At 37.6% G+C, this 14,676-nt stretch carries 11 protein-coding genes; 6 read left to right on the plus strand and 5 right to left on the minus strand.

All coding sequences use genetic code 11. The features are described 5' to 3' along the window. Nucleotides 1–54 precede the first annotated feature (54 nt). Together PKC55_RS16190 and PKC55_RS16195 are read left to right on the plus strand one after the other, a co-directional pair. Nucleotides 55–2,121, plus strand: coding sequence for an Ig-like domain-containing domain (locus tag PKC55_RS16190; protein ID WP_291129233.1), 2,067 nt, complete (start codon nucleotides 55–57; stop codon nucleotides 2,119–2,121). Between the two features lie 32 nt (nucleotides 2,122–2,153). Then, nucleotides 2,154–2,969 (plus strand): DUF3108 domain-containing protein, encoded by an 816-nt coding sequence (locus PKC55_RS16195; protein ID WP_135105724.1) that lies wholly within the window; start codon nucleotides 2,154–2,156, stop codon nucleotides 2,967–2,969. 86 nt (nucleotides 2,970–3,055) lie between these two features. Here the strand turns inward: PKC55_RS16195 and PKC55_RS16200 are convergent, their stop codons facing one another. Genes PKC55_RS16200 through PKC55_RS16210 form a run of 3 tightly spaced genes read right to left on the minus strand, consistent with a single transcriptional unit; the run spans nucleotide 3,056 to nucleotide 5,754 of the window. Further along, a complete protein-coding gene (locus tag PKC55_RS16200; RefSeq protein ID WP_291129235.1) occupies nucleotides 3,056–4,210 on the minus strand; it encodes an endonuclease/exonuclease/phosphatase family protein in 1,155 nt (384 codons plus the stop codon). Further along, nucleotides 4,194–5,078 carry a rhomboid family intramembrane serine protease gene (locus PKC55_RS16205; protein ID WP_283685320.1) on the minus strand — a complete coding sequence of 295 codons (885 nt, stop codon included), beginning with the start codon at nucleotides 5,076–5,078 and terminating at the stop codon, nucleotides 4,194–4,196. The genes PKC55_RS16200 and PKC55_RS16205 overlap by 17 nt, the downstream gene beginning before the upstream one ends. Then, nucleotides 5,053–5,754, minus strand: a complete 702-nt coding sequence (locus tag PKC55_RS16210; protein ID WP_252638043.1) for a rhomboid family intramembrane serine protease — start codon at nucleotides 5,752–5,754, stop codon at nucleotides 5,053–5,055. Before PKC55_RS16210 ends, PKC55_RS16205 begins: the two co-directional genes overlap by 26 nt. 253 nt (nucleotides 5,755–6,007) lie before the next feature. On the opposite strand from PKC55_RS16210, the gene PKC55_RS16215 reads away from it, so the two are divergent. Both PKC55_RS16215 and argS read left to right on the plus strand, forming a co-directional pair. Then, complete coding sequence (locus PKC55_RS16215; protein ID WP_006841918.1) at nucleotides 6,008–6,274, plus strand: HU family DNA-binding protein; 267 nt, start codon at nucleotides 6,008–6,010, stop codon at nucleotides 6,272–6,274. 126 nt (nucleotides 6,275–6,400) lie between these two features. Next, nucleotides 6,401–8,194, plus strand: a complete 1,794-nt coding sequence (gene argS, locus PKC55_RS16220; RefSeq protein ID WP_291129236.1) for an arginine--tRNA ligase — start codon at nucleotides 6,401–6,403, stop codon at nucleotides 8,192–8,194. Between the two features lie 37 nt (nucleotides 8,195–8,231). Here the strand turns inward: argS and PKC55_RS16225 are convergent, their stop codons facing one another. Then, nucleotides 8,232–9,299, minus strand: coding sequence for a DUF6340 family protein (locus tag PKC55_RS16225; protein ID WP_291129237.1), 1,068 nt, complete (start codon nucleotides 9,297–9,299; stop codon nucleotides 8,232–8,234). A 76-nt stretch (nucleotides 9,300–9,375) separates the two neighbouring features. On the opposite strand from PKC55_RS16225, the gene PKC55_RS16230 reads away from it, so the two are divergent. Next, nucleotides 9,376–11,529 (plus strand): helix-turn-helix domain-containing protein, encoded by a 2,154-nt coding sequence (locus PKC55_RS16230; protein WP_291129239.1) that lies wholly within the window; start codon nucleotides 9,376–9,378, stop codon nucleotides 11,527–11,529. Nucleotides 11,530–11,532: 3 nt separating this feature from the next. Here PKC55_RS16230 and trhA read toward each other — a convergent pair whose 3' ends face one another. Beyond that, complete coding sequence (trhA, locus tag PKC55_RS16235) at nucleotides 11,533–12,186, minus strand: PAQR family membrane homeostasis protein TrhA (protein WP_291129241.1); 654 nt, start codon at nucleotides 12,184–12,186, stop codon at nucleotides 11,533–11,535. Nucleotides 12,187–12,322: 136 nt separating this feature from the next. On the opposite strand from trhA, the gene PKC55_RS16240 reads away from it, so the two are divergent. After that, entirely contained in the window at nucleotides 12,323–14,626 is a 2,304-nt protein-coding gene (locus PKC55_RS16240) for a TonB-dependent receptor (RefSeq protein WP_291129243.1), read from the plus strand. Nucleotides 14,627–14,676: the final 50 nt, after the last annotated feature.

The raw sequence follows: 14,676 nt of genomic DNA on the forward strand, positions 1-14,676 counted from the left end.
TATTTACCTATTTATCTATAAAACATCGTATTTTTGCGTTAAATTAAATAAAACATGGTACAGTCCATAAAGAAATATATCTCATTATTACTTGTTTTAGTAGTCACTATTTTGATCGCTGTTGCCTGTGCAAATATGGCTACGCCAACAGGAGGACCGGTTGATCTCGATCCTCCGAAGGTGGTACGTAGTTCGCCGGGTTTTAATGCAACTCGTGTGGCGAAAGGAAAAATAACGATAGATTTTGATGAGAATGTAACAATAAAGAATCCTTCGGAGAATGTGATTATCACCCCTCCGCAAAAAGCTTTTCCTATTATACACTCCGTAAACAGGCGAGTAACAGTAGAATTGCGTGATACTCTTATGCCGAATACTACTTACACAGTAGATTTTACAGATGCCATTGTAGATAATAATGAGGAGAATCCTTTAGAAAACTTTTCATATTCTTTTTCTACAGGAGATGTTGTCGATTCTTTAGCAATTTCGGGCAAGGTGATAACCGCAGATAACCTTGAGCCGGTGAAAGGAATTTATGTGGGATTACATGCCAACTTGGAAGATTCAGCTTTTACCAAGCTGAAATTTGATCGTATCGGGCGTACCAATAGTGCCGGGGTATTTTCTATTAAGGGTGTAGCGCCCGGGAAATATAAGATATACGCTTTGGCTGATGCCAACAGAGATTATATGTATGATAATCCTGCTGAGGCGATAGCTTTTATGGAAACTATAATCGAACCTACATCAGAAAGGGCTCTAAGGACTGATACCATATTTATAGAGCATGATCATGATCACGATCATGAAGCTGAAACTGCAAAGAATCAAAAACAAACACCCAAGAAAGAGATTGATACGATTAAAACAGTAGAATATACACGCTTCTTACCCGATAATATCGTTTTGAGATCTTTTAAATCGGGTTTTCAGCGACAATATTTGCAAAAACATGAGCGTACACCAAATCAGCTCTCGCTGTTCTTTGGTGCACCAACAACAATGCCGGAAGTAGAGCCTCTCAATTTTAACAAAGAGAATTGGGCTATATTAGAAAAAACACCAAAGAATGATACCCTGATCTATTGGATGAAAGATAAAGCTCTGATGGCTCATGATACTCTTATGCTGCGTGTATCTTATATGAAGACAGACTCTTTAAACCAGTTAATCCCAACAACGGATACATTGAAGTTTATAGACCGTACTCGAAAGAAAGATAAAGAGAAAGAAGAAAAAGAAAAGGAGAAAGAGAAGAAAAAGCTTAAAGAGGGAGAAGAGCCCCCAATTACCTTCTTAACGATTAATAATAATTTGAATTCTTCGTGGGATACCTATAAAAATATTCAGTTAGAATTTAATGAGCCTATTACGACAGATTCTCTGATAAGTAAAATCGTACTTCGTCAGAAGAAAGATAGTATATATAGCGACATTCCTGTTCAACTTGTTGTAGATTCTGTGAATCCACGAAAATATTCTATCAAGAATAGATGGACGTATGGCTCAGAATACCAGATGAGAATAGATTCGGCCACTATTTATAGTATCTACGGATTGTGGAATAATAAGCTGGAACAGAACTTTAAGGTAAAGAATGAAGATCAGTACGGACAGCTCGCCATATGGGTGGAAGGTGTAGATAGCATTCCTTCTTTTATGGAAATTTTAGATAAGTCGGATAAACCAATTCGTAAATCCAGAGTCATAGATAATGTTGCGGTTTTTAAAGACGTTGATCCCGGAACATATTATGCCCGTATTGTTCTCGACAGAAATAATAATGGGGTTTGGGATACGGGAGATTATGATATGAAACTTCAACCCGAGCAGGTTTACTATCTTGGCAAAGCAATCGAAGTAAAGGCTAACTTTGAGATTGAAGAGAATAACCCGGCTTGGAGGATTAATCCGAATAGCATGGATAGTCAGAAACCGTTGGATATAACGAAACAGAAACCCGAGGATAAAGAAGCGCGAAAGAAAAAACTAGAAGAAAAAGACGCTAAAAATCAGCGGACTAGAAACCAAAATAATACTACTACCCAGCAGGGGAATACGACAGGTAGGAATAGAAATAGTTCTAATAATAGCTATAACAATACGAATAGCTTTTAATTAAAAACTTGGCAAACTATAAAATAAAAGTTATGGTGAAAAAAATTACAGGAATCATAATTATGCTTTCAGCTTTATTCGGCTTGAACGCAAATGCTCAATGTAAATTAAATAATACATTTTTTCAGGCAGGAGAGGATTTGTCTTATGATCTTTATTTCAAATACGGAATCATTTATACAAAAGCCGGTACTTCCTCGCTGAAAACCATTTCGGAAAAGTATAACGGCACTGATGCTTACAAAATGACATTGATGGCTCAGTCTACGGGGACTGTCCGTAAAGTATTTGCATTAAACGATACTTTGTCTTGTTATACAACCAAAGACCTTGTACCTTTGGCGTATATCAAGGATGCATTTGAAGGGAAGGATTATACAAAAGAGGAGGTACGCTATACATATGCCGGAAACAATGTTATTATAAGAGCAAAGCGCCACAAAAATGGATCTTTCCGTTTTGATGAGACCTTGACATCTTCGTCGTGTATATATGATATGATGAGTGTGGTTTTTTATGCTCGAACTTTAGATTTTTCTTCGATGAGAAAAGGACAAACAACAAAAACAGACTTTATCTCGGGAAAGAAAAAGGTAAATATGATTATAGAATACGATGGTATAGAAACCGTTGAAGCGAATGATAAAAATAAATACAGCTGTATAAAACTTGTATTAAGTATCATGGATGACGCCTTTAGCGATAAAAAAGAAGCCATGAAGGTGTATATTACGAACGATAACAACCGTATGCCTGTACGCCTTGACTCGAAGCTGAATATCGGTTCTACAAGAGCAATTCTAAAGAGTTATAAGGGAAATAAACATCCGGTATCGACAGTAAGATAGATATATGATTTCTATAAAATACAAGGGGTTGGTTCTTACGGATCAACCTTTTTTATGCTTTGTTTTGCAATAGAATAAGTCGATAATTATTTTTCTTTAAATGCCAGATAAGTCCAAACCGGATAATGATCGGAATATTTAATCTTGTCAACCGTACAGTTATAAGACTGAAAAGCCATGGAGTGCATGATGAAATCTATTCGGAACCAGAATTTGTTTTCATGATAGGTGATGCCTTGTCCAAAACCAGTGTTCGCATAAGAGTCTACAAGGTTATCTCCTTTGATTGTATAATAAGCGTAAGAAATGGGTGAGTCGTTAAAATCTCCGCATACAATAGTTGCATCTGTTTCTTGTTTGTCTATGATCGAGCGTATTATTTTAGCTTGTGCTTCTCTTATCTTATAAGCTGCACCTAACCGGGTTTGTACATTCATAGCTACCTCTCCGATCATCTCTCTATCTCTCGTTTTGAAGAATTCTTTGTATAGTTTCTTGTCTTCAGATGTTATTCGGTTCGATTCCAAATGATTATTTACAAGTGTTACCTTTCTCTTATTGATCTTTAATTCATACATAGCAGATCCATTGTATGAACTTTCTAATGGCAGAGACTCGGCTTTCTCTATCGGGAATTTAGAAAAGCAGGCTAATCCATATATGAGGTTTCCTCGCGATGATCCTAGCTTTATTATCCTGCTATAAGGATAATCTTTCAACTTTTGTTTTATTTCCGCCTCCGATATTATACTTTTCTTGTTCTTACTGCTGGAAGGCGATACAGCAAATTCCTGCAAACAAATTATGTCTGCATTGCTGTTCACCAAGTATTCCAATATAGGATTGTTTCTTGCAGCTTCACCTTTCGCCCAATTGAAAGCACGCACATTGTAAGTGAGTACTTTTATATGCTTCTGAGGGATATCTTTTTCTTTTGTTTTAAAGTGAATTGGATAGCATGTTAATATCGGTTGCCAGAATGCACATATTGCAATCAGCTGAACCAATGCATACTTCCATCGGAAGGTAATAACCCAAAGTATCAGATACAGGATGTTGATAAATAGGATAATCGGAAAGCCGAGCCCCAGATAAGCAATAAATGTAACTCGAGATGGCACTACATACCATGCAAGAGTTGACAAGATGAGTATGATAATAGCGATTAGGTTGGTAGCGAATACTGTATATTTGATAAATCGACCAACTCTAATCTTGGATAATTTATTTTTTACTCGCATCAAATAGCTGTTTTTTTTCGTCTGAGCTAAGGCTGCTATAACCCGACGCTTTTATTTTGTCCAGAATACGATCTATCTCCTCTGTTTCTTTATGGCGACGTTGATTATATTGCTGGTCGGTTTCAGGTCTTTTATATTTAACCTTCATCTTCTTTTTATAGTTTGGTTTGGTTAGGTTAGCAACAGAGTCGATTGTTTTGTTTATCCATCGGGTTATGTCTTTCCCTTTCAGGTATTGTTTAGCAAATAGATAACCCATCAGGGCTCCTCCTATATGAGCGATATGTCCTCCGGGATTTGTATTGCTGTCTAGCGATATAAAATCAATAACGAAAAGGAAAAGTGCAATATAGATAATCTTTACACGGAATACCATGAAAAGGCTTACTTCGGCATTTGGCCTGTAAAAGGCAGAAGCAAAAATAATGGCCATGACTGAAGCCGATGCCCCTATCATTGGGGGATGATTCATTTCCAGATAATATGGTATCGTGTTGAATGATATGATATACAATATAGCACCCGCCAAACCTCCCAGCAAATATAGACTTCCCAGATTTTTAGGATTGAAATAACTCAGGAATATCTGCCCAAACCAGAAGAGCATAAGCATATTGAACAGTATATGGAAGAAGTCGAGGTGGACAATCATATAGGTCAATAATGTCCACGGACGTTTTATCAGTAGAGTGAGGTCTGATGTTACCGCAATGTAAGGTAATAAGTTAAATGTTTCAATCTTAAATAACTTACCTATAATCCCGATAACAGAAAGAATCAAGAATACAGCGATATTAATGATTATAAGCTGTATGAGTATATCTTTCTGCTTAAATCGATATTTAATATTCTCTAAAATTGTGCCCATTTGCTTTTCCTTTCTTACGCCAGTAAAGTATTATGAAAAATCCGGTGATCAATCCCCCTAAATGCGCAAAGTGTGCGACATTATCTCCTGCACTATTTGCAATTCCTAAAAAGAGCTCAATTACTCCGTATCCTATAACAAACCATTTTGCTTTTATCGGTACAGGGAAGAAAAGCATCATCAGCTCAACATTAGGGAATAACATACCAAAAGCAACCAATATTCCGAATACTGCGCCGGAAGCTCCTAATGTTGGAGGCAGTATGTTGTAGAAATCTTGTTTGTTAATTATTTGTTCTCCTATATTTACATTTATTATTGCTGAGTTAAATACAATTTCTCTGTATTCTATTGCATATACTAACTCTTGTGCTACTGCTGCTCCTATTCCAGTTAATAAATAGTATACAAGGAATCTCTTCGGCCCCCATACCATTTCAAGTGTTCTACCGAACATATAAACAGCAAACATATTAAAAAATAAATGGGCGGGGCTAGATGGATCATGCAGAAACATGTAAGTGATTATTTGATGAGGCATAAAAAGATCTGACTCAAAAAAGTGTAGCGCCAGGTATTTATCTATTTCTATAACCCTACCTAATAAAAACTGAGCTAGCCATACTAGTATATTAATGATGAGAAGGTTTCGGGTAACTACCGGAATCGAACTCATGAATCCCGAGCTATTTTGATTCATCTTGATATCTTGTTTTTTTGTTTCAAAAGCCCAAAATTACAGATATTTTTTGTTTTTCTTGAGGAAAATCACTTTACGTTTAGATATTTTCTGAATTCTAATGAGTTTTTCCTATTTTTTTTTATGATTATTAAATAAAACACTTATATTTGAGTGCCAGAACTAGAAATGTATTCAAAAAACAATTCGGTTATATAATGTTTAATTAAATCATTTACATTCAATTATTATGAACAAGACAGAACTTATCAATGCAATTGCTGAAAAATCAGGATTGAGCAAAGTTGATTCTAAAAAAGCTCTTGAAGCCTTTATTGAATCAGTAACAGAAGAAGTGAAAAAAGATGGCAAAGTAGCCCTAGTTGGTTTCGGTACATTCTCTGTAACTCAAAAAGCAGCAAGAAAAGGAATTAACCCTAGAACTAAAGCTGTTATCAATATCCCGGCTAAGAAAACTGTTAAGTTTAAAGCTGGTGCTGATTTAGCTGCACTATAATTGATTAAAAAAAAGAAAAAAGAAGTAGGGAATAATCTTTCCTACTTTTTTTATGCCCTAAAACTACCTTATAGGGTACTTTTTTCTTAGCTTTGCAACCTGAATAAGTAATTTTCAAAATCATATATGAAGCTAGAGATAAGATTACAGGAGGTAATAATTAATGCCATAGACTCACTCTATGGACAAGTGGTGACAGTAGGACAGCTTTCTTTACAAAAAACAAAGAAAGAGTTTGAAGGTCACTATACTTTAGTTGTATTTCCTTTTCTGAAAATGTCGAAGAAAGGACCTGAGCAAACAGCGCAGGAGATAGGAGAGTGGCTTAAAGCGAATGCATCGGAGGTAAGTAGCTTTAATGTGATCAAAGGATTTCTTAATCTTACCATTGCTACTACTTGCTGGATTGATGTGTTAAATGAAGTTCATACCGCAGAAAATTATGGCATAACAAAGGCTGATGATAATTCTCCTTTGGTAATGGTAGAGTATTCATCTCCAAATACAAACAAACCTTTACATTTGGGGCATATACGAAACAACCTGTTGGGATTTGCTCTGTCCGAAGTGTTAAAAGCAAATGGAAACAGAGTTGTAAAAACAAATATAGTAAATGATAGGGGAATCCATATCTGTAAATCGATGCTCGCTTGGCAGAAATGGGGAAATGGAGAAACTCCTGAATCTAGTGGCAAGAAGGGTGATCACCTCGTTGGTGATTACTATGTAATGTTCGATAAACATTACAAAGCAGAACTTGCAGAATTACAATCTAAAGGTCTGTCTAAAGAAGAGGCCGAGGCTCAGTCTACATTGATGGCCGAGGCTCGCAATATGCTTCGTCTTTGGGAGGCCGGAGACCTTGAAGTAGTTTCGTTGTGGGAAAATATGAATAGTTGGGTTTATGCCGGATTTGACGAAACATATAAGCGTTTGGGTGTAGACTTTGATAAGATATACTACGAATCTCAAACTTATCTAGACGGTAAGGAAACCGTACTTGAAGGTTTGCAAAAGAATATCTTTTATAAGAAAGAGGATGGTTCTGTATGGGCAGATCTTACCGCAGATGGATTAGATCACAAGCTACTGCTCCGTAGCGATGGTACTTCTGTGTATATGACACAGGATATAGGAACGGCTAAGTTGCGCTTTGATGATTTTCCGATCAATACAATGGTATATGTTGTAGGTAATGAGCAAAATTATCACTTCCAGGTGCTGTCTATCCTTTTAGATAAATTAGGCTTTGAGTTTGGCAAAGGACTTGTGCATTTCTCTTATGGAATGGTGGAATTGCCCGAAGGTAAAATGAAATCGCGCGAAGGTACTGTTGTCGATGCCGATGATCTGGTAGATGAAATGATTGCTACAGCAAAAGAAACATCGCAAGAGCTTGGTAAGCTTGATGGGGTAAGTGAAGAAGAGGCTAATAACATTGCCCGTATGGTAGGTATGGGTGCTCTGAAATACTTTATCTTGAAAGTAGACCCTAAAAAGAATATGACTTTCAATCCAAAGGAGTCGATTGATTTTAATGGTAATACAGGTCCGTTTATTCAATATACACATGCACGTATACAATCGATACTGCGTAAGGCTGCAGAACAAGGAATCTCTATTCCGACAACACTCTCTGCTGATATCTCGCTAAGTGTAAAAGAAGAAGGTCTTGTGCAACAAGTTGCCGAATACGCATCAATTGTAAAGCAGGCGGGAGATGAATATAATCCGGCTCTGATAGCAAATTACATATATGATTTGGTAAAAGAATACAATCAGTTTTACCATGACTATACTATCCTGAAAGAAGAAAATGCAGATTTGAAGAATTTCAGGCTGATACTTTCCGATAACGTAGGGCGTGTCGTGAAAAGTGGAATGTCTCTCTTAGGTATTGAAGTTCCCGACAGAATGTAAAATTGACAGGATAAAAACAAAACTAAAAAGAGGTTACTTATTCAGTAGCCTCTTTTTCTATTTCATAATCCTCGTTGATCGGAGGATCTATTCCCAATTGCTTATACAGCTTGTTTTTGTCTAAATTTCTTTTTGTCAGAGTTTCCTTATAAAAAAAGACTTGTGAGGCAAGATCTGAATTGCTTTTTTGGGGTAAGAGATCGTAGGCTATATTGATCCATGCTAATGCATTTTCTATATCATCGAGGTTCTCATTGGCCAGAGCTATATTCGATGCAAGTCGTATTTTTTTGTTCGTATTCTTCTCCTTGTCATACAATTCACTCCAAATGTCAGCTGCTTCTTGCCATTTTCCGGCTAAAACCATGTTGGTCGCCTCTCTCATCCCTTTAGAGCTATCCGAATAATACCAACGGTTATCTGTTTTCCACGAAGGAACAATAGAGGAGGTGACTGCGTCGGCCGCTTTCATGGTTATCTCGGTTACCAGATCGTTGATTTCCGGAATATTGTTTTTCATGTTATTCCAAGAAACAGAAGACTCTCTGAAAAGACTATCTACATATGCTATAGGAGGAGCCAGTAGACTGCCATCCAGACTGTAGGCTTTGAGCAATACTCCGATTTGTGAACTCAAGATGCTGTAATTATTAAAGTATTCTACATTCACCGATTCTAATGATGCCGATGCAATGAATAAATCAAGTGAAAGTAAAACATCTGCATTTTGTTCTTTGCATATCGTTTGTACCTTCCTTGCCGATAATGATCTGACTTCATTTGCTGCACCGCCATTGGTTGGGTATGGATAGAGTTCTACTTTCGAGAAATAATTTTCTTCACTCAGATATTGCCGCAAAGAGTTTGTGAATATGGCTTTTGCTGTATCTGTGGGCATTACAGAAGAATCTTTAAGAGCCTCTCCGTTTGCCTCTACTCCCTCGCTCGATTGTGAAGCACTATTGTTGACTATCACAATGTTTTTTTGTTGAGGGTTTTCGAAAGAAATTAGTGCAGGTTCACGTACTTCGATTGAAACAAGGTTCGTCACCGTGCAAGAGGGAATAAGAATAATACAAAAAAAGATGAATATATATTTTGTCATAGCGGTCTAAGTTATGAACTAGTGATACAAAAATAAGAGTTATATTTGTAAATACGATTGAAAATATTACCAAATAATGGATGTGTCTGTCAACAAGGTCTTTGAATTGGCAAGTGATATTGTCAAACATACATCTCAGTCCGTTTTCCTCACAGGAAAGGCCGGAACGGGAAAGACCACCTTTTTGCATCATATACGTAAAACAATAGATAAGAATGTGATCGTTGCAGCCCCAACAGGTGTTGCAGCCATCAATGCGGGTGGTGTGACTTTGCATTCATTGCTACAACTCCCGTTCGAGCCATTTATTCCGAACTTCGAAGGAAAAAAGAAGCTGGATTATCACTTCAAGCTTCGCAAATCGAAAATAGAGATGCTGCGAGAACTCGATTTGTTGATTATCGACGAAGTAAGTATGCTTCGTGCCGATATGCTTGATGCTATCGACTACATGCTTCGCAGGTACCGTAACAATCAGCAGCCATTCGGAGGAGTTCAGATACTTTTTATCGGAGATATGTTTCAGCTTCCTCCTGTGGTACAAACCGCAGAATGGGAACAATTAAAGCATTACTATCCATCACCTTTCTTCTTTCATGCGCAGGTACTGGATAATTACCCACTGCTTTATATTGAGTTAAAGAAAATATACAGGCAGCAAGACCAGCGATTTATAGATATCCTCAATCGTGTGAGGAATAATTGTACCACTTCGCAAGATCTACAGATATTAAACCAAAAATATAATCCTGCTTTCAGACCTGTTAAAGGTGATAGCTACGTTACGCTATGTACTCATAACTATAAAACTGACCGCATTAACAATGAAGAACTGGCGCAGCTACCGGGCAAAGGGTATGTCTTTAAAGGAGAGATAAAAGGAGATTTTTCTGAAAATTCTTTACCTACCGAATGTGAACTTCTTCTGAAAGAAGGAGCTCAGGTTATGTTTGTGAAAAACGATGTTGGCGAAAATCGTCGATATTATAATGGTAAGTTGGCTACAGTGACGCAGCTGAAAGAAGATTATATCCTTGTCAGATTTGAAAATGGAGATGAAATGGAACTGGAGCCTGACTCGTGGGTGAATGTTCGTTATTCGTTGAATGAGGAGTCGGGCGAAATAGAGGAGGAGGAATTAGGTTCATTTACACAATATCCTATACGTTTGGCTTGGGCGATAACCATTCATAAAAGCCAGGGTTTGACTTTCGATAGGGTAATAATTGATGCCGGACAGGCTTTTGCAGCCGGACAGGTGTATGTGGCACTTAGCCGTTGTACGTCGTTGGATGGTATTGTACTATATTCTCCTATAACCCAGCAGAGCATAAGTACTGATCCATATGCTATAGAGTTTGCAAAAAAAGAACAGGATATAGTCTATTTGGATGGAATACTGCAAAAAGAGAAACCTCGTTACTGTGCGAAGCAATTAGTCAGATATTTTGATTGGACGCCTTTTATTCGAAGCCTTCATTCTTTGAATGAGCTGGCCGCTGAAAAGAAGATTCCCGAAAAAGAAGAGGTACAGTCTATGATTGCTCAAATGTGTAGTAAAGCGATTGAGCAGCAAGAGATAGCACAGAGCTTTATAAAAGAGCTGAATTATATATTATCTGCTCCCAATCCTGATCTGACAAGATTGAAAGATAGAGTGCAGAAAGCAGCTGTATATTTCCATAAAGATGTTTCTGAATGTATTATTTCCCCATTGATGCTGCATTTGGAGAGATTCAAAACGAAGTCGAAAGTAAAGGCATACTTAAATAAAGCCAACGATGTATACAATACATTGCTCAAGCTGCTATCACGCATAGAGCATATCAACTATGGAAATATTAACCTAACTGAGGAATTAATCTTCTCGAAGGTAGAAGTTCCTTCCGAAAATGTAGCTTCATCGGAAAAAGTGAAGCCTCAAAAAGGGGATAGCCACCGACTCTCATTGTCTCTCTTTACCGAAGGAAAATCGGTGAAAGAGATTGCCATAGACAGAAATCTTTCACCAACTACGGTAGAAGGGCATCTTGTGAGCTTTATCCTTACCGGAGAGTTGGATGTTTTAGAGTTAGTTCCCGATAACAAAGTGCAATATATGCTTCCTGTAATCAAAAAGATGGGTGTAAAATCCTCTTTGTCGGAAATCAAGGAGAAGTTACCCAAAGAATGCTCATACCTGGATATAAAAGCCGTAATTAATTACATTAAATATCTTGATGGGAGATAAGACCTATAGAATAGTGTATATGGCAATGATGTGACATAAACTTCCCATCAGAACGAATACATGAAAGACAGTGTGCATGTATTTTTTCTTTGTCCACGAATAAAACAACGCTCCTATCACATACGATACGCCTCCTGCAATGAGCCAATATAGCGCATCGATTTGACCTGTTTGAGATAGCACATCGTAAAGAGGCTTAAATGCAACAAGGATAGCACCACCCATCAGTACAAAGCAGACTGTTTCTAAGTTGCTATGTTTCTTTAAGTTGGTAAAGCTCATGACCAGTCCTGTAATAGCGGCAATACAGATGAAGGCAAAAAGACTCCAGCCCCATGCGCTTTCATTGCGAAGCACGATCAGCGTAAAAGGAACATAGGTCCCCGCTATATGTAAATAGATAGCGCTATGATCGAATTTACGAAGTAGACTTTTTCGCTTTTCATGTGTGCATCCGTGATAGCAAGTGGATGTGATATAAGATGCCAGCATCCCGAACAAATAACCGATGACACTACCTATAGCCCAATTGTTTCCACTGTTGATGGCGGCGGAGAGTAGTACGAAACCCGCTGCAATTCCCATTAGTATGCCTAATCCGTGAGATACGGTATTTGCGATTTCTTCTCCACGTGTGTAATATTTAGCTGTACTCATTTTTATAATTTCTTTCTCGAAATGGAAGGTTTGGAAATTTTGTGCAAGATAAGGATTTGTTTCCAAATCACTAGAAGTAGTGATTGAAGGATATTATAAAAATATGTTTCTTTGTTTTTTTTTATAAATAGAATCTATGAAATTATATAACTCTACTAAAAAATTATTTCTTACTGTATCTTTATTATTCTCTTTCTTATTTGTGCTAGGCAAAGGTGAAATGCCCAAAGATACGCTCTATACAGAATTGAAGTATGATATTGTTGTTCTCTCATCTACAAAAGAGACAAATAGTTTGAAATCGCTTCCGGCAGCAGTCTCGGTTTTCTCGCCTAAGAATCTCGACGGCTTGCAAGTGCATTCTATCAAAGACCTCAGTGCGATAGTACCGAATTATTTTGCTGCTGACTATGGTTCTAAAATGACTGCCCCGCTTTATATAAGAGGTGTCGGCGCACGTTCGGGTGAGCAAACAGTAAGTATGTATGTGGATAATATTCCTTATTTCAATACAACTTCGTTTGACTCTGAATTGTTTGATATTCAGCGTGTAGAAGTGCTGAGGGGAACACAAGGTACATTGTATGGGCGGAATGCGATGGGCGGAATTATCAATGTTTATACCTATTCTCCTCTGACTTACGAGGGTACGACAATAAAAATAGGGGCTGGTAATCACGGTCAGCTCTCGGGAAACGCTTCACACTATCAGCGGATAAATAGTAAGATGGGATTTTCTGTAGGAGGTTACTACAAACAAGATGATGGCTATTTTAAGAATCTATTTACCGGCAAAAAGGTTGATGATATGAAAAATGCGGGAGGACGTGCCAAGTTAGTTTGGGATATTAATCCACGTTTGTCTGCTACCTATTCTGTAAGTTTCGACTATGTAGATCAGGGGGCATTTCCGTATGCCAATATAGAGACAGAAGAGGTTGATTATAATTCTGATAGCTATTACAAAAGAAAACTATTGACAAACGGGTTAGCGCTTCGCTATACGGGTCAGGGCTATGAGATTAACTCTACAACGGGCTATCAATACCTGAACGATGATATGAACATGGATCAGGATTATACAAGATTATCTATGTTTCAAATTAATCAGAAACAAAGACAAAATTCACTAAGCCAGGAAGTCACAATAAAATCTACTAAGCCTTCTGATTATCAATGGTCGTTTGGCGGATATGGATTTTATGACTACTTGCATACCACTCCTCCTGTATATATGATGTCGGATGGAATTCAGAAGTATTTGCAGGCTCCATTAACGGCTGTTGGGGCTCCCATTACTTTTACGGATGATCAGATAGACCTGAATGGACAATATAAACGTCCGACTTATGGCTTAGCTGCTTTTCATCAGTCAACATTCAATAATTTGTTCAAAGCAAAGGGGCTATCCCTTACTTTAGGTTTGCGTATCGATTATGAAAAAACAAAGCTGGACTACAATGCTGAAACTGTAGCTAACTTTGATGTGAAGATACCCAACTCACCGATGCCTCCAATGTCTTTTGCAGCGGATACTGCCATTGTAGGTACTAATTCTAAAGATTTTTTGGAGTTTCTGCCTAAAGCCGTATTAAAATATCAGATAAATGAAAACTCATTTGTATATGGTTCAGCGTCGCGCGGCTACAAAGCAGGAGGACATAATATTCAGATATTTGCCGATCTTCTGCAAGAAGCCCTCGAAGCTAAAATGATGGGTATGCTACCACCGAGTATGGGTGGCGGTCATTCTGCATCTGCCGGTACACCAGTTAACAACCGTATCTCTTATAATCCTGAATATAGCTGGAGTTATGAACTTGGCGGACAAGTTGATATTATAGAAAATTCATTGCAGGCAAACTTTGCCGTATATTATATGGATATACGTGATGTACAGATTACCCAGTTTGTAAACAACCGGGGTGGACGTATGGTAAGCAACGCCGGTAAAGCAGAAAGTAAAGGTTTTGAAATAGGCTTGAAGGCCCGCCCTTGTAAAGGTTTTTATCTTTATGCGAATTATGGCTTGGCTGATGCTACATTCAAGGATAATAAAGTAAGGAATAGTGCGGGAGAAGTTGTAAAAGACTATACAGGCAATCATATTCCTTTTGCTCCCGGTTCTACATTCAGCATCGGCGGCAGTGTTTCGTATGATTTCAAACAGAATACATTGCTGGATAGAATAACCTTCGATACCAATTTTGCAGGAATCGGAAAAACTTATTGGGCTGAAGATAATGTGATGTCGCAAGGATTTTACGGAACACTCAATGCTAACCTCACTTTAGAAAAAAATATATTCTCATTAGAATTCTGGGGTAAAAATATTCTCGATCGTGATTACAATACATTTTTGTTTGGATCAGATAGTAAATATTTTGCTCAGAAAGGAAAACCTATGCGTTGGGGTGCATCTTTGATAATAAAGTTGTAATTTTGTAGCTTCATTTCGACAGCTATTTAATTATGAATTATAAAAAGGTC

It is taken from the genome of Dysgonomonas sp. (genome assembly GCF_035323175.1).
Classification (GTDB): domain Bacteria; phylum Bacteroidota; class Bacteroidia; order Bacteroidales; family Dysgonomonadaceae; genus Dysgonomonas.